The organism is Escherichia sp. WS1152 (assembly GCF_046487665.1).
Classification (GTDB): domain Bacteria; phylum Pseudomonadota; class Gammaproteobacteria; order Enterobacterales; family Enterobacteriaceae; genus Escherichia; species Escherichia coli.
In genome coordinates this window covers 344413-367868 of sequence record NZ_JBJQJA010000003.1, presented here as the reverse complement: position 1 = coordinate 367868, position 23456 = coordinate 344413, and the positions used below count along the sequence as shown (strand labels likewise).

The window sequence follows — 23456 nt, the reverse complement described above, 5'->3', positions numbered from 1 at the left end:
GCACGGCTGGGACGGAAGTCGCTGTCGTTCTCAAAATCGGTGGAGCTGCATGACAAAGTCATCGGGCATTATCTGAACATAAAACACTATCAATAAGTTGGAGTCATTACCACCAACATCATATTCTGGTAGGTTCTGGCGAGGTGATTAAAAACGGTGCTCAGCACCGTTCGTTTTTAAATTAGCGAGGAGTATCGTAAGATGCTCTTCCCCCTACTTCAGAAAATCCTTCACATCCAGTAGAATAAACTCGTTGTCATCCGCCATATTAGGCCAGCGGCTGGAGGAAAACGGGAAGTTATTATCGTTGCCTACGATGATGTGGTTAGTGTCAACCACATCCACGTTCTCGATGGTGAAGAACGGGAAGGTCAGCACACCGTCGTTCAGCGGCTTGCGTGCCAGCTTGTTCGGATCCTGAATCTTCATCAGGTCAATATAGCCCAGTTTTTCGACAGGTTTTCCGACGTTAGTGTCCGAGAAAGCAATTTTATACACCCGTTTGAACCTGGCTACTTGACTGAAGCAGTTGTTGGTCGGCGCGCCGGCGACGCAGGCTTTATCCGCCGTGCCTTCGCCGTTATCACGCTCGATCACCAGTCCGTGGGTATCATCTATCATATTGAAGTCGCCGATGGCGTTCTGGTTGTCTTCCAGCACGTACTGCCAGCTGCGACCAGTCCAGGCCTGCTGTTTGGTATCGAACTCCAGCACACGCAGGTAGCGTTTTCCGTCAACGTTCTCGAACTGCTCACCGTCCCACAATGCCCCTTCCAGCAGCGGATACAGCTTACTGCCGTCCGGCGAGATGGCCATGCCTTCAAAGCCTTTGGAACGCGCCACCTGGAAGTTCAGCTTACCGTCCGGAGCGCTAGGTAGAGTCAGCGTCGGGTTGTCCGGCGATTTAACCACCTTACCGTCCACTTCTGTGTCGAACACCGCCAGCACCTTGCCGTTCAGGTCGGTCTTGATCAGGTAAGGACCGAACTCATCACCGATCCATAAGGCATCGTCGGAAAACTGGAAGCTTTCCGGATCAAAATCGCTGCCGGTCAGATAGCGTAGTTCGGTGCTCTCGTTGATGATGTGGAACGGCACCTTTTTATCCGGATCATGCAGGAACAGCGTCTTCAGCGGTACTACCGAGCCGTCTTTGAAATCTATCTTGTATTGGTTGAGGTACAGCATGGCATCCGGGGAGTTGGCTTTGCTGCCGAAGCCATTGTCAGTCAGCACCCAATAGGTACCGTCGGGCATGTGTTTGATACCTGAGTGGCCCTGCAACGGCTGACCATTGATCGGCAGGCTGAGTCCTGTCAGGCGTTCTGCGGATTTGCCCGCCACGCTGCCCAGCTCGGTGACGCGTTTGCCGCTGGTGTATTTGCCGCTCTGTTGCAAATCGCCCGGCGCATCCTTCGGTGTTGAAACAGCGGATTTTGCCGGCAGAATTGCATGCCCGGCCAGCGTTGCCTGCACCGGCTGCGCTTTGGCCCACAGGTTGGCGCTCAGAGCCATGCAGCCAACCAGTATAGCCAGCCGGATTTTGGAGTTGTGCATGTCATACTCTCCTTTCGTTGTTATCGCCCAGAAGTAAAACTAACGTCATTGTAGGGAGCAGAAATGACAGAAATATTATGATTACGGTAGGGATAGCCGTTGCCGGCTTCCCCGCCATGTCAACGCCGGTATTTATGGTTTCTGTTTGCTTTTCTGTAAAAATAAAGGGGAGAGACGACGGTACTATAAACAACCATGATGAATCTCATCTATTCGGCCCAGATGAAAGACGCGCGTGAGGCTCTTGTTCGTTAAGCGGATACGTATATCCTGTACAATAATCAGATATACCTCACAGGGTCTAACACTTTATCATCAACGAGTTGCAGATCAGATAGTCATACGGTTGCTGCGTGCTTTAGCTGGCTGAATACAGCCTGAAATCATCACCGTAATGACATGATGCCCAGCACAGCCTTACCTTTCTGGCGGCGATGGCCACAACAGCGCGTCAGTATTCTCTGCGTTCAACCAGTGAACAGACCCAACGACTGAATGAGTCAGTCCTTTTCTCAGCACCAATCAGTACTGAACGAGCCCCCTGAACCAGAAGCATTCGCAGATACGAATCACCGGCTTTTGTTATCCTGCCCAGCTTCGACATTCAGCCGCTGCTGTATTGTGATAGCGTCAGCCCAGCCAGGCTGCCAGTTGCCGTCCCTTTTTAAAATCATGTGCATTACCGATACAGGCAACCAGCGCACAGGCTGTTGTGGGACCAACTCCTTTTAGCTCCATCAGCTGTTTAATACGGATATCATCCCTTGCAGCCTCATGAAGACGGTGGTCATGAGACGATATGAGTTCATTTTACTCTGACAGTTCGCACAACAAACGGATGAAGGGTCATTCCACTGCCCCTGGGCAGTATTCCCTGCTGGATTTTACGCACGTGCCTTATCCCCACAGGCAGCAGCAGACCAAATTCACTCAACAGCCCCCGGATTTCATTACGCAACGCCGTTCGCTCGCGGATGATTCTGGCCCGGACCCGGTATTCTTCCTGTAACGTCTGCTGGGATTCCGATATGAAAACAACAAATCGCATGCCGGGCCTGCTGACGGCCTCACAGATGGCAGCTGCATTATTAGCGTCGTTTTTGTTACCTTTGAGATAAGATTTGACAAGTTTCTACGGAATAATGCGCACGGTAGGCCCCATACGGAATGAGTTCCCGTGCCCAGAATGGGAAGAGCCACAGACTTCGATGCTGATGAGGCAGGGAGAAAGCCCGGAGAAAAACGTCATCATGTGGGGAGGGCTCAGCGTTTTTCTCCGTACCACTATTCATTGTGATCAACGCCGTGGATTTGAAAAACATTTTTCGGCAAGATCGAAACCAATACGATTAATATTCATGACTGACTTCTCCACCAGGGAACTGGGTACATCTCAGTCTGGAACGTTGATGCCGTAAGGAGGAAGATGTCAATCACATCGGCCTACACGCGATGTTAGCTCAGATAGGCGAAACGTATCCGACATTACACTGGTTAAGACTTCGTCGATTTCTCAAAGCGGCGTAGTAACTGATTCCCACGCTCAACGGCGGTATCCAGCGCCTGCTGTGGCGTCTTCTTACCGGTCCACACGCTCTCAAGCTCTTCATCCACAATCGCTCTGATCTGCGGCATGTTGCCCAGACGTAGTCCTTTGGTGAACGGTAACGACGGTTTGTTCAGCATCTGACGTGTCGCGATATCCGCCCCTGGGTTTTTCTCGTAAAAGCCCTGCTCACGGGTCAGGTCATACGCCGCTTTGGTGATTGGCAGATAACCGGTTTTCTGGTGCCACTCGGCAGCATTTTCTGGCTTCGCGAGGAAGTCGAGGAACTTCGCCACGCCGGTATACGTTTCTTTATCTTTGCCCTGCATCACCCACAGGCTGGCTCCGCCGATAATGGCGTTTTGTGGTGCATCTTTCGCGTCAGCGTCGTAAGGCATCATGCCTACGCCGTAGTTGAATTTGGCGTACTCGCGAATGCTGGCAAGAGAACCAGAAGAGGCAGTCGTCATTGCGCAATCACCGTTATAGAACTTCTCGGTGGATTCATCCTTACGCCCGACGTAGCTGAAATCGCCTTTCTTGTTCATCTCTTCGAGCATGGCGATGTGTTTCACCTGCTCCGGCTTGTTGAACTCCAGCACCGCATCTGTGCCGTCAAAGCCGTTGTTTTTGCTGGCAAACGGCAGACCGTTCCAGGCGCTAAAGTTTTCCAGTTGGATCCAGCCCTGCCAGCCGCTGGAGTAGCCGCACTTCATACCGGAGGCTTTCAGTTTCGCGGCATAGTCCGCCAGATCCTGCCAGGTTTTCGGCGGCTGTTCCGGGTCTAATCCTGCTTTCTTGAAAGCATCTTTGTTGTAATAGAGAACAGGAGTCGAGCTGTTGAACGGCTGGGAGAGTAAGTGTCCGGTTTTACTGTCGGAGTAGTAGCCTGAAACCGTCGGCACAAACTGCGACTCATCAAAGTTAATCCCCGCCTCTTTAAACACGTCATACACCGGTTTAATGGCTTTCGACGCCATCATGGTGGCGGTGCCAACTTCATAAACCTGCAAAATAGCCGGAGCGTTACCGGTACGAAATGCTGCGATCCCCGCACTTAAACTCTCTTCGTAGTTGCCTTTATAAGTCGGTATAATTTTGTAATCCGGGTTTTCGGCGTTAAAACGTTGGACCAGAGAATTCACCTCTTTACCCAGTTCCCCTTCCATAGAGTGCCAGAACGGAATGGTCGTCACTGCCTGTGCATTCCCCATTAACGTCAGTCCGAGCACCAGTGCTGAAGCTGTATAATGTAACGGTTTCATCGTTTATCTCTCTTGCTTGTTGTACCTGATGAGCGAATTCACACGTTTCATGCTCGTGGGATTAAATATCATGCCCGAATTGCAGAAAAATAACTTTTTTATTACATGTGTTAGACAGTAAAGTGTTAGAAAGATGACAGAGCAGTGACGGCACAGGTGAGACGTGGTGGATTGAATTTGATCCTGCTGTTGACAGTGAAATCCGCAAGACATGTCCGGCAGTGATCGTGAGCAATGACGCAGCAAACAGGAACCTCGCTCGAGTAGTCGTCGTTCCTCTGACCAGTAACACAGAGCGAGTGTATCCAAGTGAGGCTGTTGTGACCGTAGGTGTCAGAGCAGCAAAGCGATTGTAGAGCAGATTATGGCGGCGGATAAGTCCTGTCTCAAAACACATATTGGCTCGTTGTCCAAAGCAGATATGTTGTCTGTTGAGGACGCAATCAAGATCCATCTTGGTTTACTGCGGTGACGCCATGTGAATCTGTCGGCTACCGCCATTAGTGACGGAATTTTCTGTGGGGCAGCGTACCAATGGCATTCGGTTAAGTTCTTGCTGGAGCATCAAAAGAGTTCCAGCGCGTTCTGGGCCGTACATATTTTCGTGGGTAACACCTCCCTGGCCTTACTCGCTGAGTCATACAACTGCGATCGATTCAGATGCCATTTTGCAATCAGCCTCTCAGAAAGAGCGCAACAGAATGATTTTAAATGTTTTCCTGTTATCCGAATCAGTAAAGACAAGTACCTCACTACGAGAAACAAGCAGTTTTTGAAATTAAAATTTTGTTTATTTCTACTACTACCGATGAAAACGTTATTATCTTAATAATTAATGTCATTTCAGGATATCCATGTAAGGTTAAGTAATAATATATGAGCCTGTATTTTTATTTTACATCTTTCTCACTCTGTGAATGAAAATCTTCAATAGAAAATTTGATTTGAATAATTTATATAACTCTTCTATATTACATCAATGCCGATAGAAATCGTAAAAAGCTTCGTTTTCATAAAAATCTCTTTCAATAATATTTGTAGCTGGACCAGCCCCTTGAAACGCCAGATAGTGGATGTATCTTAAAATAAGAGACAGGCTTGGATATATGTCTGACACTGGTTCTAATTTTGAGATGACTGGAACTTTGCCGGGGCTGGAGCTTCGTAAACGTAAAACTCCTCAGGAAAAAATTGGCATTATTCAGCAGACAATGGAGCCTGGCATGGCGGTGTCACATGTGGCGCGTTTGCGTTGTATTCAGCCCTGCCTGTTGTTTAAGTGGAAAAACAATCTCTGGAAGGAAGTCTCACTGCTGTTGCTTCAGGAGAGGGTGTCGTTCCTGCCTCAGAACTGCCTGCCGCTATAAAACAAATAAAAGAGTTACAGCTCTTGCTGGGTAAAAAACCATGGAAGTTTAGATCCTCAAAGAAGTGGTGGAGTATGCGCAATCGCGAAAATGGATAGCGCATGTGCCCTTGTTACCTTCGGACAAGGAATAGCCCCGGTAAGCCGTGTTCTGGGCGATACTCAGGCGGCAGTCCCTAAATGAAGGACTACCGTTAGTGAATGCCAAACGTGTTTACCGGATCATGCGCCAGAATGCGCTGTTGCTTGAGCGAAAACCTACTGTACCGCCATCGAAACGGGCACATACAGGCAGAGTGGCCGTGAAAGAAAGCAATCAGCGATGGTGCTCTGACGGGTTCGAGTTCTGCTGTGATAACGGAGAGAGACTGCGTGTCACGTTCGCGCTGGACTGCTGTGATCGTGAGGCACTGCACTGGGCGGTGACTACCGGCGGCTTCAACAGTGAAACAGTACAGGACGTCATGCTGGGAGCGGTGGAACGCCGCTTCGGCAACGATCTTCCGTCGTCTCCAGTGGAGTGGCTGACGGATAATGGTTCATGCTACCGGGCTAATGAAACACGCCAGTTCGCCCGGATGTTGGGACTTGAACCGAAGAACACGGCGGTGCGGAGTCCGGAGAGTAACGGAATAGCAGAGAGCTTCGTGAAAACGATAAAGCGTGACTACATCAGTATCATGCCCAAACCAGACGGGTTAACGGCAGCAAAGAACCTTGCAGAGGCGTTCGAGCATTATAACGAATGGCATCCGCATAGTGCACTGGGTTATCGCTCGCCACGGGAATATCTACGGCAGCAAGCCAGTAATGGGTTAAGTGATAACAGGTGTCTGGAAATATAGGGGCAAATCCAAACACCGTGGCGACATGACAAAACGCCAGAGCAAAAACCGTAAGCGCATTATTCGTCTTGTGGAACTCTGGCCTGAGTCATTCAACCGGGAAAAAAACAAAACCACTTAAAGTGGGGATACCTGACGACCTGATACAGGATATCGCCATCCGAGAACTGGCGTTTGGCGCTGGTACATTACATGCAGCAGTGGCGTCTTATGTGCAGTCTCCGCGCTATTACCGTGCGTTAATAGCAGGTGGCGCCCGTTACAACCTGAACGGTCAGCCGTGCGGGGAAGTGACACCACAGGAACAGAAAGAGGCAGAGACCCGTTTAATGATGCTGAATGACCGACGAAAAGCCAGAAAATATCGTTGACTGCACAACTGCGCTGATTCACTGAGCTGTAATCAATGTACAGCGCTGTACCGGACGATAGATAATGGCGGTCACAACCGGTAACCCCAGAGACAATGCGACTGTTTTTAACGCAACATACTGGCCAGATGTATCACCCCGGGCGACCTGAAAACGCTTTTCCACCCGGCATTGTCCGCCAGCACTTATCACCTGCCAGCTCTGTTGCAGTAAATCCACCACTTGCGAACATTCTTCATCAACTGTCACACTGGCTCGCGGATGGCAGAAAAGCTCCTGGCTGAACAGCAACAGGCATCGTATTGTTGCTCCTCCATGTTGTTCCCGCAACCAGCGTAATACCACCGGCGAGGATGGACTGGCCGTGTGATTACGCTCAGTAATACGTTCGTGCACCTGTCGGTAAAAGGAAGTACAGAATGCATGAATCTGTTGCCCGTTGATATTTCCTTCTGCCGAATGGAGTGTGAAGTAAAATGCCAGCAAATGCGGCCAGTGGTCCACCGCCTGCTGAATAAAACGCCGGATGTCTCCCGGCTCTGAAATTAATGCTTCGGTTATTTGCACGAAATGTTCCTTTTCAAACCCTGTTGAATTTTGTTCAGCCGGTGCAGACACACGGAAAGCGCACATCGACACCGGCACGATACGATACAAACACCAGTGACTGGCGGGACGAAGGGAATGACGAATCAGTCAGGAAATGATGACAAACAGTTGGCTGGCCAGAGGGTGCCAGCAGAAAGATGAGCGGGAGTTGTCAGCGCCAGCACCAGGGACAGGGCTGATTTCCACAATACCAGCGCCGGCATTTCGCACATTGCCAGCGTACTGGCATTACAACACGTTTCATGCTGCTGCTCCTCGTGATTCCTCAATTCGCTGCTGCATCCACTGCTCCACTTCACTTTTGTACCAGCGGCTGCTACGCCCCAGTTTGATGGGTTTAGGGAAATGACCTTCACTGATCAGCTTGTAAAACCATTTATCGGTCATACCGGTGAAACTGGTGATGTAGTTCATGTCGATCAGGGGATCGTCGGCACGCAGCAATACGCTGTCGTGGCTTGTTGTGGTCAACATGGTCAGAATGTCCTTTGTGAGATTTATGAATGTTGGGCAAATGCGGGTGAATCTGCTGAACTGAGCTTTCAGAACTGGCCTGCTACGGGATACCAGGGGTTACCGGCGAGGTAACGGGCTTCCGGATCGCGCACACCACGACGATCGCGGGCGAAATCACTGAACGCCCATATCAACTCTTTGAGGATGTCTTCGCAGTCCGGTGAACGACTGTCCAGCACCACATCCCGTGTTATCTGTTTCTGGTACGGTGCCGCTTCACCCGGTGACGCGAAGCCCAGTACGTTGCTCCAGGCATCCAGAATCAGCCGGTCCAGTTCAGGGCCATCGAAATACTCCTGTCTGACGCACAGCACCACGTGGTATTCCGGCTTTTCAGGATGACGGGTTAGGATCCAGCAAAGGTCGCGTCCGGGGGTTGCATTCATCAGCGCACTGACGGTTTCGATAAAATCCATGCCTAACCAGGTCTTTCTGCAACTGAAGGCGTTGTCATGTTCCCACGGCAGACGAAGCAGGATCCGCCGTACCCGGGAGCAGGACTGTTCACGCAGCGCACGCTCAAGGACGCCGATGACTTTGTTCTGATAAGATGGCCAGAAGGGGGCCAGGCTATAGTCGAAATAAGGAATAGCATTCATAAGATATGTTCCGTTATGCGCAGCCCACAATGCGTCCTGCCCGTGAATGAGCTGACGTGTTATGGCTTGCGGATGAGATTGATGGAATAAGTGAAGAACTGAAGCAGAACGGGAAGATAAGGGACAGAACACCGGATGCAGGTTCAGGGTGAATGATCTCCGTTGACTTCAGTTCACATCATTAATCATCGAGGTAAGTTTTTACCGACTAAGTGTTTCCGGGCCAGGAAACTCATGATTCAAACTTTCAGAAGTGAGGCTTACGAGGACGCCCTGCAGCAGGACGTTCAGGAACTTCATTGCAGCCGTAGGCACACAGCCCGTCTTTTTGTTCTTCTTTCGCCAGATAATGCAGGGCACCGCGAATATTATCGATGCTTTCAGGATCGTTGTGGCGCACAGGAATGTTGATGTTGTATGTATAATGCGGCTGATATGTACAGCGGTGTGCCGAACCACTGTTATGCGTAATAGACCGCCAGCATTCCGTAATCCGCTCCGCAAAGGGATATATTTTTTTAACCCTCTGACGATCGATCCAGAAAACCGCATGCGCATGAAAACCATGATCAGCCGTCCATTCAATCACCCAGAAGAAGCCAACGATATTTTCAAATTGTTCCACCTGCTCCAGCAGCATACGCAACTGCAATTCAAGCCAGCGATGATCAGGTTGTAAGAAATCAGGCGTATCTTTCCTGTAGAAGAAATCCATGCGTAAGGCCCGCAGGCAGGAATAGCGTGCCATCATTTGATTGATGTGATTGTCAAGTAAAGCGGTAAAAAACCAGTTTGGTGTGTAAGATTTAGGCATGCTGATGACTCCTGAAAGTTAATGACGTTTTAAGTGCTGTAAACGAATTAATGCTTTCGCTCATAATCAGATCTAAAACGGTAATAACTTACAGACGGTATTTATCAGGCATGCTGTAACAGAATGGATACGTCGGTTATTAACGACACGTAGCGTTGTGCAGAAATAAATGGATTATCTGATGGTATTAGCTAAAGAGATGAGATAAACGAGGAGCGAATAAAATACAGAATCAATAAACATCACGAAATACTGCAAAACACGCGATAAAAACCCACAACCAGAAGGTTAAGAAATATATTTCGACCAATCAATCATAAACTACAAACTTGCTCTCAGTGGTTCTAAAAAAACGTGAACAAGGCCAACGCAATAAACTTATACGCCCTCATCCAATCTGTTCTTAAGGACATGAACGTTAACCGCACACATTACCAGAGTAAAAAATACCACTGGCATGATTTTTACTCTGCATCTTAAACAATACAACCCGAAACAAACATAATCAGGAATTCACTCTGTTAATTTCATTGTTTATTCTGCGCTGTTAAACATGACGGAATCATGGATACCTTATCAAAGCGTAAGCATTCAGTTAATCAGTGATGACAGAGAATTGATGTTCACCAGAATAGTTAAAACATATCAGGCAAACAATCATTGTTAAGCAAATACAGCTCATGATGGATAAAATTAAAATAAATTATTATTTCACTGAAAACAGGAACAGAGAGTGAGTAAAGACAGGAAGTAAATAACAATAGAGATTATATCAAAAAGGGAGTGAGTATAATAATAGTAATAAACCTAAATTAAAAATATCCATGTTTTATGTAAATACAAATCTGTTTCATAATTATGTACAGAGGTTCGTTATAACGAATCTGTAAGTAATTCAGTGTAATTGCTACCATATTAAAGGTGATCGCTCAGGTGTCAGCGCCAGCGATAATAAGACGGTCACCATTTGGATTTTCCGCTCCACCCAACATGTTGTTTCCTTAAGGTTCTCACACCAGAAATGACATCAACATGCTGAGCAGAGAGGACTTTTACATGATAAAGCAAATGCGCCAGCAGGGCGCGTACATTGTCGATATTGCGACTCAGATTGGTTGCTCTGAACGAACGGTCAGGCAATGGGTTATACGGGCGGACGTTCCATGCTGCGTTACTACATCCAGCCCAAACGTAAAATGCGTCCGTCAAAAAGAACAGTTCGCTTCGAAACTCAGCCTGGATACCAGCTCCAGCACGACTAGGGCGAAGTTGAGGTGGAGGTTGCCGGGCAACGGTGCAAAGTTAACTTTGCGGTTAATACGCTGGGGTTCTCCCGCCGCTTCCATGTCTTCGCCGCACCAAAACAGGATGCTGAGCATACACCAGAGCAGGAACATCTGCAGCCGTTACCGAGTTCCGCATTAAGCGCCGTTTCGACAGTTAATTTCGTCAGCATACGGGAAAACTGATTGAGATCGGCCCCGGTTTTGAGGCCTTTAGCCAGTTCAGCCGCAAGGACTTTAAGCGTCTTTTCGTCCACAATCTACTTGTCTACGTTGTTGGAGTGAACATATCAAAAACCGGCAATTACACAATTTAAATTACAGTCTCTATGAGAACAGTTCAATTTTTTAACTCTCGTTTTCCTCCCTGGCGTTATATGCATAAGCAACTTGAAAGACCCGATGATAGTTATAATTTCAGGTTATGTCCATGACGACCAATTTGTAACTAAAACAATAAACGGTAACGCTGCCATATAAGCATCAAAAGCGAGCATTACAGCAACATTCAACCGATTAGATGTATCACTCATAATCAGAACAAGATGATGATGTGCCCTGAGATATAAGAAAATCATCAAGAGAACCTCCGGCTTTTATTGCTTCTGCAATAACAGAAGGCCGACGACCTTGTCCACTCCAGTACATTATTTGACCGTTATACTCATACCTGTACTTATTAGACTCTCCTGAATCGTTTTTTCTGCCCGTCTGTAATTTTTTGCCAAATTCACGATACACATCTTCCGCCGTTACACCTGCGTCATCCATGTACTTTTTGATAATTGCCAAAGAATCCTTCAACTCATTACGCTGCTCAATGGCCTTTTCAAGGTTATCCTTAACTTGATTGAAGTCTTCATCAGACATTTCCATGATCAACTTCCGGACAAGGTTGGAATTAAGAAGTGATGTACGAACAGTAGAGAGATCTTCATTCTCAACAGAAAACTTCTTCTTGCTCATCTATCAATACTCTGCTTATCATTAACTTATGATAAATCCTATCAGGTGATTTTTTATAAAAATAATGGCTACATCACAAAATGTGATACTTAATATTTACTTCATTCAAAGTGAGTGAACTTTCCCGGATAGGCTAGCCCCCTGAATCTCCAGTCAACCAATATCACTTAAATAAGTGATAATCTTAATATTAGTTTTTAGACTGGTCATTGGAAAACAGATGATTGATGCCTCAGGACCGGAGAAACTCAGACGGCATACTGCACAGGAAAAGATCGCTAATGTTCAGAAGAGCTTTGAACCAGGAATGACGGTCTCCCTCGTTGCCCGGCAACATGGTGTAGCAGCCAGTTACTTCTCTGGCGCAAGCAATACCAGGAGGGAAGTCTTACTGCGGTGACTGCTGGGGAACAGATCGTTCCTGCCTCTGAACTTGCTGCTGCCATAAGGCAGATTAAAGAACGCCAGCGCCTGCCCGGAACAAAACGATGGAAAATGAACTCATTAAAGAAGCCGTTGAATATGGACGTGCAAAAAGTGGATAGCGCACGCTCCCTTATTGCCGGGGTGATGCACTGGGCGGTCACTACCGGCGGCTTCAACAGTGAAACAGTACAGGACGTCATGCCAGGAGCGGTGGAACGCCGCTTCGGCAACGAGCTTCCGGCGTCTCCAGTGGAGTGGCTGACAGATAATGGTTCATGCTACCGGGCTAATGAAACACGCCAGTTCGCTCGGATGTTGGGACTTGAATCGAAGAACACGGCGGTGCGGAGTCCGGAGAGTAACAGAATAGCAGAGAGCTTCGTGAAAACGATAAAGCGTGACTACATCGTGTTCATGCCCAAGCCAGATGTTAATGACGGCATTGCATAACCATGCAGTAGCAATCGAACATTACAATGCAGCATAGTTCTAAGTTATCGCTCGCCGCAGGTATATATGCGGCAGCGGATCAGTAATGGGTTAAATGATAACAGATGTCTGGAAGTATAGGGAGAAATTCCCTGAGGGATTCCCAAAAAATTTAGTAAACCAATATCATATTGGTATACCGTTGTTGTAAAATGTTCAGCCCTGCGTCAAGTGACAAGGTGTTTAGTATGAGTGGGGAATGTCGGAACCTGTTTAGGATTCTGTGTAAATGCCTTTTTTCAGAAGTGACAGGCAGTCACCGAACTCGATAATAAAGCGGCTCATTGCCATACACCTGTCCTTCAACGACACCGTCCATTTCTGGGACGCAGACTGGATTGCCAGCCACACCACTTTTTTCACCGAGTCGTCTGTCGGGAACACTTTACGCTTTTTGATCGCATGGCGGATCACACTGTTTAGTGACTCGATGGCATTCGTCGTATAGCGCACTTTGCGAATGTCCGTCAGATAAGCGAAGAACGTGGTAAGATTCGGTCAGTTAGCCTGCCAGCTCCGACTTATCTAGTGCTTGCTAGCCTGTCTCTTCCGTGGGTGCCTGATTAAATCTCTTTCAGGTCGCGAGTGACGGCTTTGTAGTCCTTCCATGACACGAAGCGCAGGCTGTTGCGCACCATATGCACGATGCATAACTGGATGCTGGCCTCCGGATATACTGTGTTGATGGCATCTGGAAAGCCTTTCAGGCTATCTACACAGGTGATGAGGATATCGTTCAGACCGCGGTTTTTCAGTTCAGTCAGCACATTGAGCCAGAACTTCGACCCTGTACACGATTCTGTGTGAAACAACGGGGAGCAGGTCATCGCTTCCCAACCCGTTATTTCAGCGTGCCGAACTGTTTGTCTTTCAGTGCATATAGTCGGTCGAACTCAGCATAGGGCTCTCCCGTTTCAGCCGCGTGCCGGGTTTTAGCATCCAGAAGGTCGGGTAAAGGGATCCTATGATTCAGTGAGTGGTAAAGATCATAACCACTGACACAGATAACCCGCTTCCCTTTACCAAAAGCCGTCAGGCCTTCAGGCGTAAAGCCCATCCAACTGATAAAAACACCGCGTGTCCAGGTTGCCTTGGTACTGAGCTTTCCTTCAAATACATGGAGGTCGGCAGCCGACGTTCTTTTCTGATGCCACTTTGCCTCCATCAGGTAAAATTCATCATTCAGTCGGAAACTTCCGTCAATCTGTTCGCCTGTATTTCGGAAAGACGAACGGGGAGCAAGCTTAAAGATACTGAACAGTTCAGCAAGCCAGGCTTCAAACCGAAAACCACGTGGATGTGGCGGCAGAGATTTCATCTCGTTCATTTCAGCGATAAGTGAATGCCAGTCAACACCATGCCATGCCTGGACAGGCTTAACGCCTTTGGCTTCATCGGTGTCAGCGTTTTCTAAGCGGGAAATCAGTGCAAGATAGTCATTACGGCTTTGTTCAGCCTGTTCAGGCATGGATTCCGTTTTATACTGCCAGAGCGCACCAAGAACCCGCAGAGCGGTCTCACGATCAACCTGTTTCAGCAAGCATCTAACTCGTTTGGCTTTTGACGTCCCCTCTTTCTGATAACGTTCATCATCAATATCAATGTTCAATTCTTCATCGAAAAAAGCAGACAAGGTGCGGTTAGAGAAATCCAGTATCCAGCCAGGATCGCTCTCGAACACAATATTAAACAGCCTCAAATCCTGCATTTTCAGTTTCACGCCTACCTCCTTTTTTCACAGTATAACGGGATGAAAGTGGGGGAGGAAATGAGTCAGAACCTGTACACCAGCATTAGGGGATTCCGCGTCTGGTACAAAGCAGACTATGAGAAGAGAGACGCTATAACATTTGAGTCCTACCAATCGATCTGTTCATTTCTATGAATGGCAGTAAATGCAAATAACCAGAACAACCAAAGGTTTTTCGACTTATGTGTCACGAACGGAAGTAGATGGCAATCCATTGCATTACTTCAGGACGACTTTTCAGAAAGCGAGCTAAGGGCGTTGGCATAAACTCAGGCATCGGATGCTGTTTTACAGGGTTCACCTGCCATCCAGTAGACGCCCCAGCCCACGACTGCAACCATAATTACGTTGACCAGAACCGTCATGCTGCTTCGTCTCATACTTCACGAGATAACGGGCTCTCTCCATGGCTTTCTGCATCGCTTCCACATCACCACGCTTGACCCAGAGAACAGCGGATCCACCAGATTTTTTGTCAGAATCCTTCCGGGTATCAGAACATCCACCAGGCACAGGCGTATCATCGGAAGAAGGGCGAGCATCAGATGATGTCGGTTTACGGAAAGGCGTCCGCCTGGAAAAGTGAACCAGTCCATTACCCTGCCAGGGCTCAAGATGCAGAGCACTGCACCATGCCAGTTGGATCAGCGTCGCCAGCGAAGAAGGAACGGTGAAATCCCCTGGCGAGCACCAGGTATCTTTGTTGAGCAGTAATATCACGTGATAATGTTTCCTGCCTTTTTCCTTGCCAAACTCCCGACACCAGAAATAACGCAGAGTGGTTGCACGCACACGCTTGTTGGCACGTCGTTTTTTCCGCTGGTAAGCCTGAATTTTTGCTTTCAGGGATGCAAAAAAACGAGAAATCACCGCTGAATCTAAATCGGTATCCATGATGGTGGCAGGCATATACTCAGGGAAACGTAAATCCACCCGGATTAACGAGACGGCACGGTGTTGCGCCAGGGCACCGTTGAGAATACTTTCAAAACGGGATAACCAGTAAGCATTGTGTATTGGTTGATTCATGATGAGAGATCTCCGTTGATTTGGATTGACTTCACATCATTAATCACCGCGGTAAAACTTTACGGCATCCGGCATTGAGCAATGCTACAACTTTCTGATTAAGAGTGATTGAAACGGAACAAAAAGATAATCCTACACACAGGGTAAAAACACTCAAGAACAGCGAATGGATTTAAAAACGACATGGACAACGAGAAAAGTCAGAAGGGAAAAGGATCCACAGAACATTCAAACAAAACACCAGAAACGCAACCAGAACGCTTCCTGGTAATGCAAATCAACAACAACGCCAAAACCTACAGCTTAATCACACAACTTAATCACGGATGCGAATGACATGTTTAAAACCTGTTTACAGATAACGCCGTTACACGATCATCCCCATCAGAATCGATTTTCCCTTCCTGAAAGCGTTACGTTTCACTACGCACCATAAAAACGATTAACCATCGATAACGTAAACTTCATCTGAATCAAAACACCAAAACCGTTCATCACACTTTCGCAATGCAAGAAGAGTCACATCATGACGAAAACAATGACCTTACACGGAAAAGAAAAACGTCAGGAATCGTTAATGCCTAAATCTGATTGTTATCAAAACATCCAGAAAGTCGTTTAACAGAATCGTCGTAAGCACATCGAAAAGAACGTCAGATTACTTCAGGAAAGTTCGGGTTGATTTAGCGTAAAGATACTTTTCTCATGCTAACGTCGAAACTCGAAATATCAGGAAAGGTTAAACGTAACATCAGTAAAATCGAATAGCAGATTGATTGCTGAAGCAGAAAGGTTTTACAGCAGCATTAAACTGATTTAGTTAACGTAAAGATTTACTAAACTGGATGTGTATAGCAATGCTTAACGAAAACACTTGTAGAAGTGTTTATGAAAATACGTGTATAACACTTACTGAAATGCTTAGTAAAAATACGTGTATAACACTTACTGAAATGCTTAGTAAAAATACGTGTATATAGTATCATACCGACATTCTCAACTCTTCCAAACATCCATGCAGACTGAATGTTGATTACCCGTTTTCACATCAGGCATGGTTCTTTACTGACCAAAAAACAAACTGGTTTACTCTTGAATTATTTTCTCTACCTCAGAAAACATGGTCTCAGGAATCTGTTATGGCTTCGTAGTTTCTGTTGTTCTTTTCATAAAAGTTATAAGTTATTGTCATAATCATACGATAATCACTTTATGTTAGTTTTTACTGTTACACGCTACTGACTTTTTCAGTCATTGCCAGAAAGGGGCTCTTTTTACTTCCATTTCACCACTCAACAAATGCAAAACTCGTCCAGTAAAGCGGACCACCACTTGCTCACAAGCAACGAATCGTCTCCAGGAACAGCCCTCAAACATTGCAGAAACAAAAACAACAAAACCCTCATTATCACTGATGTTCGGAAAATTTCCATGACCCAAAAAACGAAATTTAAATGAGACGCATTATCATGCGTGTGATCAAAAAGACGTTATGGTAGCTTTCAGTTAAATGGTGCTATTTCTCATAAATCCACTTAACTTTTTTTACTGATTCATCCCAGAGAACCACTTTATCAGTAAAAAATGAATTATATAGATTGACGAGTTTTTCTGTTTCAGTTATTCCCAATGCATTATGTATCAGTTGTAGATATGCTTTTATCCAGATTTCTTTACCCTCCCTCCACTTATCTATAAAAATTTCCAACTTACTTAATCGTTGATTTATAAAAAATGAATCAATATCATGAAAAAACTCAACAAGAAAACAGCACGAGATAATCTCAACAAAAAACAAATTCTCCTTAAAAGCATTATAAAACTTTATCAACACATAACGAAAAACACCTCCTGTTAACCTTTCCTGTTCATAAAACAACAAGCCAAAAATAGGCGGAAATCTTTTAACCACACCACTTTTAATCCAGTAAGGATGATGATTAGTCTTTACTGGCAGTGAATAAAAGAACAATTCGGTTTCTCTTTTCCCACCACAAACAGACAAAACAGTCTTATAAAGACTTTTTGAATCACTATATCCTGACACTCCAGACGAATTAGCAGGGTATTTTCTTTTTACTTTTTGCCTTAATGGAGCTGGAAGAATAATAAAACGGGATGGTAGATAACAATCGCTTTCAGAAGACCTGCATTCGCACACATGAAGATTTATATTTACATCCGGACAATTCAAAAACCACACAGAATAATTATCGCTCCGTTTGCAATATGAAACCCATGAATAAATTGCATAAAGTTCAGAAAGTACATCTAACTCTGCTTTTGATTTAAATGTGATACCGTTTCTTCGAATTCTCGTTTCCAGCGTTCTCCATGCCGGAGTTTTCAGTATCTCACGAACTTTTTTATTAAGTTCAACCAGCGATGGTCCCTGCTCCTGTTTATGTTTCTTCCTGCTGTTAATGATTTCTCTTTCTTTTACTAATTTTTTCTTACTTTTGGGTCCTTTTATCTTTCTTGGCAATGCTTCATTTAATCTGTGAACAGGATTTTGCTCTCTTCTTTTTTTGAGCTCACAAAACCTCTCATAATGTTTTCTGCACAGTCTTTTCTCCACTGCCATTTTTACTGAGAAAACCTGATTGTTACAATTTTTTCTGACGCATTTGTTTTTACGTCCGGTCATCCTCTCATCTCCTGAAACCGCAGTATGTCATTAGTTCCCGTTCTGAAAAACTCACTTCATACTCCATTACACTTTAACAATAATATCCGTAATTCAGACATTCCATCATTTTTCACGTCCATATTACCTGAATGATAAACCGGATTAGTGTGATCCGGTTCAGTGAAATCAACAGGATACCGGTATGTCATTCAGCCATTCTTCCCTCTCCGCACAAGTGAAATCATATCTGACGTTTCTTCCTGAAGAAATTCGTCAGAAAATTCTTGAACATCTCCACAGCGTTATTCATTACGAACCCGTGATTGGCATTATGGGTAAATCCGGCACCGGCAAAAGTAGCCTGTGTAATGCTATTTTTCAGTCCCATATCTGTGCCACACATCCCCTGAACGGCTGCACCCGCCAGGCTCATCGTCTTACCCTGCAGATCGGTGAACGCAGAATGACGCTGGTCGATCTGCCCGGCATTGGAGAGACGCCGCAACATGATCAGGAATACCGGGCGCTTTACCGTCAGTTACTGCCGGAAGTGGATTTGATTATCTGGATCCTGCGGGCAGATGAACGCGCGTATGCCGCCGACATTACCATGCATCAGTTTTTACTGAATGAAGGCGCAGATCCCTCGCGTTTTCTGTTTGTTCTCAGCCATGCCGATCGCGTGTTTCCTGCTGAAGAATGGAATGCCACAGAAAAATGCCCGTCCCGTCAGCAGGCGCTCTCACTGGCGACGGTGACAGCCCGGGTGGCAACCCTGTTCCCTTCATCATTTCCGGTACTCTCCGTTGCTGCACCTGTCGGCTGGAACCTTCCGGCGTTTGTGTCGCTGATGATCCACGCACTGCCACCACAGGCAACCAGCGCGGTGTATTCACATATCCGGGGAGAAAACCGCTCTGAACAGGCCCAGAAACACGCACAACAGACTTTTGGTGAAACCATCGGGAAAAGTTTTGACGTCGCCGTTGCCCGTTTCAGTTTTCCGGCCTGGATGTTACAGCTTCTGCGTAAAGCCCGGGACCGCATTATCCACCTGCTGATCACACTGTGGGAGCGTCTGTTCTGACACACTCACGCCGACAGGATGTGTCGCTGGATTAACGAGCATTCTTCTTTTTATGAAATCATGCTTAAAAATCAGATAATTAAAAGAATATTTTTTCTGCTGCATTTTATTCCTGATTATCCGGATGCGACACATCCTTTCAACATCATGATGCATAATAACATCATGAAATAAAAGATGTTTTCTTACGGAGTGCACATCTATGTCTGATAATCGTTCCCGGCATGATCGCCTGGCGGTTCGCTTATCACTCATTATCAGCCGACTGATGGCCGGAGAATCTCTGTCACTAAAAACACTGTCAGATGAATTTGGCGTTACAGAACGTACTTTACAGCGCGATTTTCATCAGCGTCTGGTTCACCTGGATTTAGAGTACAGAAATGGCAGGTACAGCCTCAGACGACAGAGCAGCCCAGGTGCGATCCCTGAAATGCTTTCTTTTATACAGAATACCGGGATCGCACGGATACTTCCGCTCCGGAACGGACGACTGATAACCTGTCTTACCGACAACCAGGAGCCCTCTCCCTGCCTTATCTGGCTACCGGCGCCGGATATCACTGCAACGTTCCCCGAGTGTTTCTCGCAACTCATCCTGGCAATAAGACAGTGTATCCACATCTCTCTGATGACTGAGCGATGGTATCCGTCACTGGAGCCCTGCCGGCTCATTTATTACAGCGGTAGCTGGTATCTGATCGCGTTACAGAAGGGAAAACTGCAGGTCTTTCCTCTGGCAGATATCAAATCAGTCAGCCTGACATCAGAACGGTTTGAACGGAGAGGCCACATCCACAGTCTGGTCGCTGAAGAGCGTTTTATCTCCGCCCTGCCACATTTCTCTTTCATCCATAAACTTATCAACACCTTTAACCTGTGATTGCCGGCCTGCCAAAGCCGTCCCGACAGGTATGGAGACAATATGTTGAACAGAAAACTAAATATACGGCTACGTCATTCCCTGAACAGTCACTGCATACCTTCCATCATTATCAATAACACCGTACGTTCATTTCAGAGGTCAGTCATGAATACCAGAGCTCTTTTTCCCCTGCTGTTCACTGTGGCATCATTCTCCGCCTCCGCCGGCAACTGGGCTGTCAAAAACGGCTGGTGTCAGACCATGACGGAAGATGGTCAGGCGCTGGTAATGCTGAAAAATGGCACGATTGGTATTACCGGCCTGATGCAGGGATGCCCGAATGGTGTACAGACGCTCCTGGGCAGCCGTATCAGTATTAACGGTAACCTGATCCCCACATCACAAATGTGTAATCAGCAGACGGGATTCAGGGCTGTTGAGGTGGAAATCGGACAGGCGCCGGAAATGGTCAAAAAAGCCGTTCACTCCATAGCAGAGCGTGATGTGTCCGTTTTACAGGCATTTGGTGTACGAATGGAATTCACCCGCGGTGATATGCTGAAGGTCTGTCCGAAATTTGTCACATCACTTGCCGGTTTTTCCCCGAAACAGACGACCACTATTGATAAAGATTCCGTCCTGCAGGCTGCCCGGCAGGCATACGCCCGGGAATATGACGAGGAAACAACAGAAACCGCTGATTTTGGCTCTTACGAAGTAAAAGGCAATAAGGTTGAGTTTGAAGTATTCAATCCTGAAGACCGTGCGTACGACAAAGTGACCGTCACGGTTGGTGCTGACGGTAATGCCACCGGCGCCAGCGTTGAATTTATCGGAAAATAGCCGGTATGTAGGACTGCCACCCTGTTTTATTGCCCGAAGGCCCTTTCTCACGCGAACAGGCGGTTGCCGTCACAACAGCTTACCGCAATGTGCTTATTGAAGATGACCAGGGAACGCATTTCCGGCTGGTTATCCGCAATGCCGAAGGGCAGCTACGCTGGCGGTGCTGGAATTTTGAACCTGATGCCGGAAAACAGCTAAATTCGTATCTCGCCAGTGAGGGAATTCTCAGGCAATAAACGTCTTCATTTCATCCATCAGGCCGCGTCTTCTCCGGGAGACGCGGCCTTTTCGTTTATACCGCTAATTCATTCATAAGGAGCAAAGTATGCAATTAGCCAGTCGTTTTGGTTATGCGAATCAGATACGCCGTGACCGTCCGCTGACACACGAAGAACTGATGCACTATGTACCCGGTATTTTTGGGGAAGACCGGCATACCTCCCGCAGTGAACGCTATACGTATATCCCCACCATCACCGTGCTGGAAAGTCTGCAGCGGGAAGGCTTTCAGCCGTTCTTCGCCTGCCAGACCCGTGTGCGCGACCCGGGCCGCCGGGGATACACCAAACATATGCTGCGTCTGCGGCGGGCCGGAGAGATAAACGGAGAACATGTCCCTGAAATTATTCTGCTCAACTCTCATGACGGTACCTCCAGCTACCAGATGCTGCCGGGTTACTTCAGGTTCGTCTGCCAGAACGGATGCGTCTGTGGTCAGTCTCTGGGGGAAGTGCGTGTTCCGCACCGGGGAAATGTGGTGGAGAAAGTTATTGAAGGGGCTTACGAGGTGGTGGGGGTTTTTGACCGGATAGAGGAGAAGCGTGATGCCATGCAGTCGCTGGTCCTGCCGCCACCGGCACGCCAGGCGCTGGCACAGGCGGCACTGACTTACCGTTATGGTGACAAACATCAGCCAGTCACCACTGCCGACATTCTGACACCACGACGCCGGGAGGATTACGGTAAGGACCTGTGGAGTGCTTATCAGACCATCCAGGAGAATATGCTGAAAGGCGGAATTTCCGGTCGCAGTGCCAGAGGAAAACGTATCCACACCCGTGCCATTCACAGCATCGACACCGATATTAAGCTCAACCGCGCATTGTGGGTGATGGCAGAAACGCTGCTGGAGAGCATGCGCTGATGCTGTTTCCCTGAAAGTGCAGCCCTGACTCACGTCTGTACCAGTCCCCAGGCATTCTTCCATTCATTTGCTTTTTATAAGGAATAATCTCATGACAACCTCTTCGCATAATTCCACCACACCTTCTGTTTCCGTAACTACTGCATCAGGGAATAACCAGTCTCAACTGGTTGCCACTCCCGTCCCTGATGAACAGCGCATCAGCTTCTGGCCGCAGCACTTTGGCCTCATTCCACAGTGGGTGACCCTGGAGCCCCGTGTCTTCGGCTGGATGGACCGTCTGTGTGAAGACTACTGCGGTGGTATCTGGAATCTGTACACCCTGAATAACGGCGGCGCATTTATGGCGCCCGAACCGGATGAAGATGATGGAGAAACCTGGGTACTGTTCAATGCCATGAACGGTAACCGCGCTGAAATGAGCCCGGAAGCCGCCGGCATTGCTGCCTGTCTGATGACGTACAGTCATCATGCCTGTCGTACGGAGTGTTATGCCATGACGGTCCATTATTATCGGTTGCGGGATTACGCCCTGCAACATCCGGAATGCAACGCCATTATGCGCATCATTGACTGAAAGGGGCCGGAACAATGCAACAGCTTTCCTTTCTGCCCGGAGAGATGACGCCCGGCGAGCGCAGCCTCATTCAGCGGGCCCTGAAAACCCTGGACCGCCATCTTCATGAACCCGGCGTGGCCTTCACCTCCACGCATGCGGCACGGGAATGGCTGATTCTGAACATGGCAGGACTGGAGCGGGAAGAGTTCCGGGTGCTGTATCTGAACAACCAGAATCAGCTGATTGCGGGTGAAACCCTCTTCACAGGCACCATCAACCGCACAGAAGTCCATCCCCGGGAGGTGATTAAACGTGCCCTGTACCACAATGCCGCTGCCGTGGTGCTGGCGCACAATCACCCGTCCGGTGAAGTCACCCCCAGTAAGGCAGACCGGCTTATCACTGAACGTCTGGTACAGGCGCTGGCCCTGGTGGATATCCGGGTGCCGGACCATCTGATAGTCGGTGGCAGCCAGGTATTCTCCTTTGCCGAACACGGTCTGCTTTAACCCGTCACCGTCACAATCACCTTCATATCACTTCAGTTTCTCTTTCTCAGCTGTTTCTTACTTTCACATTCAGGAGGACTATTCTCATGAAAATCATCACCCGTGGTGAAGCCATGCGTATTCACCGTCAGCATCCTGCATCCCGTCTTTTTCCGTTCTGTACCGGTAAATACCGCTGGCACGGTAGCACGGATACATATACCGGCCGTGAAGTACAGGATATTCCCGGTGTGCTGGCTGTGTTTGCAGAACGCCGTAAGGACAGTTTTGGTCCGTATGTCCGGCTGATGAGCGTCACCCTGAACTGAGTCTGGAAGGGCATTCAGAAGAGCAGAATTATCGCCACCACCGGACCATTCTTAACCAATTTTCTGTGAGGATTTTAT

23 protein-coding genes and 7 pseudogenes are annotated in these 23456 nt (G+C 47.5%); 15 read left to right on the top strand and 15 right to left on the bottom strand.

Features of this window, described 5'->3' with window-relative positions:
* A partial coding sequence (locus tag ACJHW7_RS07965) for an IS1 family transposase (RefSeq protein ID WP_000851394.1) occupies positions 1 to 96 on the top strand: 96 nt, incomplete at its 5' end.
* A gap of 117 nt (positions 97 to 213) precedes the next feature.
* Here ACJHW7_RS07965 and ACJHW7_RS07960 read toward each other — a convergent pair.
* The 3 genes and pseudogenes from ACJHW7_RS07960 to ugpB all read right to left on the bottom strand — a co-directional run bounded on the left by ACJHW7_RS07960 (position 214) and on the right by ugpB (position 4368).
* Positions 214 to 1557 (bottom strand): esterase-like activity of phytase family protein, encoded by a 1344-nt coding sequence (locus ACJHW7_RS07960; protein WP_029397907.1) that lies wholly within the window; start codon positions 1555 to 1557, stop codon positions 214 to 216.
* A 358-nt stretch (positions 1558 to 1915) separates the two neighbouring features.
* Positions 1916 to 2917: pseudogene (locus ACJHW7_RS07955) on the bottom strand (IS110 family transposase).
* A 134-nt stretch (positions 2918 to 3051) separates the two neighbouring features.
* Positions 3052 to 4368 carry a sn-glycerol-3-phosphate ABC transporter substrate-binding protein UgpB gene (gene ugpB, locus ACJHW7_RS07950; protein WP_000803221.1) on the bottom strand — a complete coding sequence of 439 codons (1317 nt, stop codon included), beginning with the start codon at positions 4366 to 4368 and terminating at the stop codon, positions 3052 to 3054.
* A gap of 170 nt (positions 4369 to 4538) precedes the next feature.
* Here ugpB and ACJHW7_RS07945 point away from each other — a divergent pair, with 170 nt between their 5' ends.
* The 4 genes and pseudogenes from ACJHW7_RS07945 (at position 4539) to ACJHW7_RS07930 (ending at position 6950) form a co-directional block, all read left to right on the top strand.
* Entirely contained in the window at positions 4539 to 4724 is a 186-nt protein-coding gene (locus ACJHW7_RS07945; protein ID WP_089581225.1) for a type II toxin-antitoxin system PemK/MazF family toxin, read from the top strand.
* Positions 4725 to 4732: 8 nt separating this feature from the next.
* Complete coding sequence (locus ACJHW7_RS07940; RefSeq protein WP_001313273.1) at positions 4733 to 4840, top strand: hypothetical protein; 108 nt, start codon at positions 4733 to 4735, stop codon at positions 4838 to 4840.
* 661 nt (positions 4841 to 5501) lie between these two features.
* Positions 5502 to 6579, top strand: a pseudogene (locus ACJHW7_RS07935) (IS3 family transposase).
* Positions 6580 to 6604: 25 nt separating this feature from the next.
* Positions 6605 to 6950: pseudogene (locus ACJHW7_RS07930) on the top strand (ProQ/FINO family protein).
* Positions 6951 to 6968: 18 nt separating this feature from the next.
* Here ACJHW7_RS07930 and ACJHW7_RS07925 read toward each other — a convergent pair.
* The 4 genes from ACJHW7_RS07925 to ACJHW7_RS07910 all read right to left on the bottom strand — a co-directional run bounded on the left by ACJHW7_RS07925 (position 6969) and on the right by ACJHW7_RS07910 (position 9488).
* The gene (locus ACJHW7_RS07925; RefSeq protein WP_001167422.1) at positions 6969 to 7517 is read right to left on the bottom strand and encodes a hypothetical protein; all 549 of its coding nucleotides are present in this window, start codon (positions 7515 to 7517) and stop codon (positions 6969 to 6971) included.
* 282 nt (positions 7518 to 7799) lie between these two features.
* Complete coding sequence (locus ACJHW7_RS07920; RefSeq protein ID WP_000958492.1) at positions 7800 to 8033, bottom strand: helix-turn-helix transcriptional regulator; 234 nt, start codon at positions 8031 to 8033, stop codon at positions 7800 to 7802.
* A gap of 68 nt (positions 8034 to 8101) precedes the next feature.
* Positions 8102 to 8674 (bottom strand): hypothetical protein, encoded by a 573-nt coding sequence (locus ACJHW7_RS07915; protein ID WP_123004690.1) that lies wholly within the window; start codon positions 8672 to 8674, stop codon positions 8102 to 8104.
* Positions 8675 to 8921: 247 nt separating this feature from the next.
* Positions 8922 to 9488, bottom strand: a complete 567-nt coding sequence (locus ACJHW7_RS07910) for an inovirus-type Gp2 protein (RefSeq protein WP_001126807.1) — start codon at positions 9486 to 9488, stop codon at positions 8922 to 8924.
* Between the two features lie 1032 nt (positions 9489 to 10520).
* On the opposite strand from ACJHW7_RS07910, the pseudogene ACJHW7_RS07905 reads away from it, so the two are divergent.
* Positions 10521 to 10876 (top strand): annotated as a pseudogene (locus ACJHW7_RS07905) (IS21 family transposase); the annotation flags it as partial.
* Between the two features lie 23 nt (positions 10877 to 10899).
* Here ACJHW7_RS07905 and ACJHW7_RS07900 read toward each other — a convergent pair.
* Together ACJHW7_RS07900 and ACJHW7_RS07895 are read right to left on the bottom strand one after the other, a co-directional pair.
* Positions 10900 to 11028: pseudogene (locus tag ACJHW7_RS07900) on the bottom strand (IS256 family transposase); the annotation flags it as partial.
* Positions 11029 to 11296: 268 nt separating this feature from the next.
* A complete protein-coding gene (locus ACJHW7_RS07895; RefSeq protein ID WP_001342701.1) occupies positions 11297 to 11647 on the bottom strand; it encodes an H-NS family nucleoid-associated regulatory protein in 351 nt (116 codons plus the stop codon).
* 310 nt (positions 11648 to 11957) lie between these two features.
* Here ACJHW7_RS07895 and ACJHW7_RS07890 point away from each other — a divergent pair.
* Positions 11958 to 12733, top strand: a pseudogene (locus ACJHW7_RS07890) (transposase).
* A gap of 132 nt (positions 12734 to 12865) precedes the next feature.
* On the opposite strand, the gene ACJHW7_RS07885 reads toward ACJHW7_RS07890, so the two are convergent.
* The 6 genes and pseudogenes from ACJHW7_RS07885 to ACJHW7_RS07860 form a co-directional block, all read right to left on the bottom strand.
* The gene (locus ACJHW7_RS07885; protein WP_001270905.1) at positions 12866 to 13105 is read right to left on the bottom strand and encodes a transposase; all 240 of its coding nucleotides are present in this window, start codon (positions 13103 to 13105) and stop codon (positions 12866 to 12868) included.
* 121 nt (positions 13106 to 13226) lie between these two features.
* Entirely contained in the window at positions 13227 to 13292 is a 66-nt protein-coding gene (locus tag ACJHW7_RS07880) for an EAST1 family heat-stable enterotoxin (protein WP_223366084.1), read from the bottom strand.
* Positions 13279 to 13479: pseudogene (locus ACJHW7_RS07875) on the bottom strand (transposase); the annotation flags it as partial. The gene ACJHW7_RS07880 and the pseudogene ACJHW7_RS07875, both read right to left, overlap by 14 nt.
* 14 nt (positions 13480 to 13493) lie before the next feature.
* Positions 13494 to 14372, bottom strand: a complete 879-nt coding sequence (locus tag ACJHW7_RS07870; RefSeq protein ID WP_000769116.1) for a restriction endonuclease — start codon at positions 14370 to 14372, stop codon at positions 13494 to 13496.
* A 327-nt stretch (positions 14373 to 14699) separates the two neighbouring features.
* On the bottom strand, positions 14700 to 15431 hold the full coding sequence (locus ACJHW7_RS07865) for an inovirus Gp2 family protein (RefSeq protein ID WP_001075464.1): 732 nt from the start codon (positions 15429 to 15431) through the stop codon (positions 14700 to 14702).
* A 1516-nt stretch (positions 15432 to 16947) separates the two neighbouring features.
* The gene (locus tag ACJHW7_RS07860) at positions 16948 to 18078 is read right to left on the bottom strand and encodes a hypothetical protein (protein WP_047928958.1); all 1131 of its coding nucleotides are present in this window, start codon (positions 18076 to 18078) and stop codon (positions 16948 to 16950) included.
* A gap of 184 nt (positions 18079 to 18262) precedes the next feature.
* Here ACJHW7_RS07860 and ACJHW7_RS07855 point away from each other — a divergent pair, with 184 nt between their 5' ends.
* The 8 genes from ACJHW7_RS07855 to ACJHW7_RS07820 all read left to right on the top strand — a co-directional run bounded on the left by ACJHW7_RS07855 (position 18263) and on the right by ACJHW7_RS07820 (position 23378).
* On the top strand, positions 18263 to 19147 hold the full coding sequence (locus ACJHW7_RS07855) for a GTPase (protein ID WP_000010408.1): 885 nt from the start codon (positions 18263 to 18265) through the stop codon (positions 19145 to 19147).
* A 202-nt stretch (positions 19148 to 19349) separates the two neighbouring features.
* Positions 19350 to 20030: a helix-turn-helix transcriptional regulator gene (locus ACJHW7_RS07850; RefSeq protein WP_001282919.1), complete on the top strand. Its 681-nt coding sequence runs from the start codon at positions 19350 to 19352 to the stop codon at positions 20028 to 20030.
* A gap of 147 nt (positions 20031 to 20177) precedes the next feature.
* Positions 20178 to 20855 carry a hypothetical protein gene (locus ACJHW7_RS07845; protein ID WP_077251442.1) on the top strand — a complete coding sequence of 226 codons (678 nt, stop codon included), beginning with the start codon at positions 20178 to 20180 and terminating at the stop codon, positions 20853 to 20855.
* Between the two features lie 29 nt (positions 20856 to 20884).
* Entirely contained in the window at positions 20885 to 21094 is a 210-nt protein-coding gene (locus ACJHW7_RS07840) for a DUF905 family protein (RefSeq protein ID WP_032150870.1), read from the top strand.
* Positions 21095 to 21183: 89 nt separating this feature from the next.
* Entirely contained in the window at positions 21184 to 22002 is an 819-nt protein-coding gene (locus tag ACJHW7_RS07835) for a DUF932 domain-containing protein (protein WP_001175175.1), read from the top strand.
* A 91-nt stretch (positions 22003 to 22093) separates the two neighbouring features.
* Positions 22094 to 22579: an antirestriction protein gene (locus tag ACJHW7_RS07830; protein WP_000213722.1), complete on the top strand. Its 486-nt coding sequence runs from the start codon at positions 22094 to 22096 to the stop codon at positions 22577 to 22579.
* 14 nt (positions 22580 to 22593) lie between these two features.
* Positions 22594 to 23070 carry a RadC family protein gene (locus ACJHW7_RS07825; protein WP_001384029.1) on the top strand — a complete coding sequence of 159 codons (477 nt, stop codon included), beginning with the start codon at positions 22594 to 22596 and terminating at the stop codon, positions 23068 to 23070.
* 86 nt (positions 23071 to 23156) lie between these two features.
* The gene (locus ACJHW7_RS07820; RefSeq protein WP_000692350.1) at positions 23157 to 23378 is read left to right on the top strand and encodes a DUF987 domain-containing protein; all 222 of its coding nucleotides are present in this window, start codon (positions 23157 to 23159) and stop codon (positions 23376 to 23378) included.
* Positions 23379 to 23456 lie beyond the last annotated feature (78 nt).